General features: G+C 72.7%; 2 protein-coding genes. One reads left to right on the top strand and one right to left on the bottom strand.

The window, feature by feature from the left end; genetic code table 11:
- The coding region (locus tag ABZW03_RS39870) for a protein kinase (RefSeq protein WP_355269641.1) at positions 1–1099 on the bottom strand (1099 nt) is incomplete at its 3' end.
- Positions 1100–1546: 447 nt separating this feature from the next.
- On the opposite strand from ABZW03_RS39870, the gene ABZW03_RS39865 reads away from it, so the two are divergent.
- Positions 1547–2194: a TetR family transcriptional regulator gene (locus tag ABZW03_RS39865; protein ID WP_224284690.1), complete on the top strand. Its 648-nt coding sequence runs from the start codon at positions 1547–1549 to the stop codon at positions 2192–2194.
- Positions 2195–2415 lie beyond the last annotated feature (221 nt).

Genomic DNA, 2415 nt, shown 5'->3' with positions numbered 1-2415 from the left:
GCCGCCCGTACTCGGCGAGGAAGGCGGCCCGGTCGGCCGGGTCGGTGAGCCGGCCGAGGACCGGGCGCAGCGCGGAGCCCTTGACCCACTCCAGGTCGGCCGGCCCGAGGTGCTGCGGCGGGACGTGCGCGGGCGGTGCCTGCGGGTGCGGGGGCGGCTGCGGCGGCTGGGCCGGCCCGGCCGGCGGACGGGTCGGCGGGGCGGTCGGCCGGCGGCCCCGCTTGCGCTCGATCAGCTCCAGCGCGTTGGCCGGCAGCCAGTCCCCGGCCTCGCCGGAGGCGTCGTCCCGGGAGAAGAGGTGCGGGGCCAGCTCGGTCTGGATCTGCGCCGGGGTGGGCCGGCGCTCGGGGGCCTGCTGCATGCAGGCGCGGACCAGGTCCATCAGCTCGGGCGGCATGCCGGTCAGGTCCGGCTCCTCGCGCAGCAGCTGGAACACCGTCTCGACCGGGTTGGTGCCCCGGTAGGGCGGGTGCCCGGTGGCGCAGAAGACCATCAGCGAGCCGAGCGAGAAGACGTCGCTGGCGCCCCGGACGGTACGGCTGTCCCGGGCCTGCTCGGGGGACATGTAGGCGGGGGTGCCGACCGCGACGTTGGTCATGGTGAGCCGGGTGCTGGACACCCCGGCCGCGATGCCGAAGTCGATCACCTTCGGGCCGTCCTCGACCACCAGGACGTTGGAGGGCTTGAGGTCGCGGTGGATCAGCCCGGCCGCGTGGATGGACTGGAGGGCCTCCGCGATGCCGGCGACCAGCCAGCGGGTGGCCTCCACCGGCAGCGGGCCGCACTCCTCGACCAGGTCCTCCAGCGAGGGGGCCGGGATGTACGCGGTGGCCAGCCAGGGCACCCGGGCGTCCGCGTCCGCGTCCACCACGGCCGCCGTGTAGAAGCCGCCGACCGTCTTGGCCGCCGCGATCTCCCGGGCGAAGCGGACCCGGAACAGCTCGTCCTCGGCCAGCTCACCCCTCACGGTCTTGATGGCCACCCGCCGCCCCGACGCGGAACGCGCCAGGTAGACCAGCCCCATCCCACCCGCGCCGAGCCGCCCCAGCACCTCGAAGGGCCCGATCCGCCTCGGATCGTGCGCCGTCAGCTGGTCCACTCCGCTGCCACCTCCCCGTTGTCCGCACCCGCCGCGTGGTGCCGGACCCGATTCTCCAATGCCGCCCCACGCATATCCAACCTCCCCCATCCGCCGGAACCCGCCCTCCGGCCCCGTCCGGCACCTCCGACACGCCTCTGACCAGCGAGGACGGAACGGCCGGATCCTGACGCCCGCTCCGGCGGCGGCTTGCGCGCGGGGCCGCGGACCGTCCGGGTCCGAGGCCGCCGAACCCTTCCGACGCCGTCACGCTCTGTCACCCGATCACCCCTCAGCGGACTGGCCGTCACGCTGTGAGATCAAAGGCACACGGGGGGGCTTCAACAGGGGCTTCGGCGCCCGGTGAATATCCGTCCGAAGTGGTTCATGCCGCTATACCGACCCCCGTGCGGAGTAATAGTCGCATCACCGAATCGCGCCAAGATCGTGCCACGGTAAGCTGACGGCATGACAGGACAAGTTCGCACCGTCGACGGTCGCGTCGCCGGGCGACGCGGACAGGAGACGCGGCAGAAGCTGCTCGATTGCCTCCGCGAGATGCTCAGCACGTCGCCCTATCGGGACGTCAAGGTCATCGACGTCGCCCGTATGGCGGGTACCTCCCCCGCGACCTTCTACCAGTACTTCCCGGATGTCGAGGGCGCTGTCCTCGAAATCGCCGAGGAAATGGCCAAGGACGCCGACCAGCTCAAAGAGCTCGTGGCCGGAAAGTCCTGGGCAGGGAAGTCCGGACCGACCACTTCGGAAGAACTGGTCGACGGATTCCTCGCCTTCTGGCGCAAGAACGACGCCATTCTCCGAGTGGTCACGCTCGGTGCCGCCGAAGGGGACAAGCGGTTCTTCAAGATCCGCATGACGGTCCTCAACGCGGTCGCCAAGCCACTCGCGGAGGCCGTCAAGGAACTCCAGGCGAAGGGTCAGGCCGACAAGTCGCTCGACCCGAACGCCGTGGCCGGGGCCCTGGTCTCGCTGCTCGCCTCGGCGGCCGAGCACCAGAAGGCCTTCACCTCCTGGGGCGTCAAGGTCAAGGACCTCAAGCCCAACCTCGCTCCCCTGGTGTACCTGGGCGTCACCGGCAAGAAGGCGCCCAAGTAGGACCGTCCTCCGACCCACCCATCCGCTCCGCGCGCAGCCCCGGCCTCCTGTCCGGGGACCGACGGACGGCGGCCGTGTCCTCGGGGGAGGTCCGCCGACGTACCGCTCGCGCGCCAGACATGCCGGTGGGGGGGGCGCCCCCCACGGGGGGGCGCCCCCCCCCCCGGTGAGCGAGGGGCGCGGCCCCCCCCCCCCCGCGCCGCGCCCCCCGCGGGCCGGGG

It is taken from the genome of Kitasatospora sp. NPDC004799, from assembly GCF_040609095.1.
In the GTDB taxonomy this organism is placed as follows: domain Bacteria; phylum Actinomycetota; class Actinomycetes; order Streptomycetales; family Streptomycetaceae; genus Kitasatospora.
Note: the sequence above shows the minus strand (reverse complement) of the source record. Positions and strands in the feature narration are given on the sequence as shown.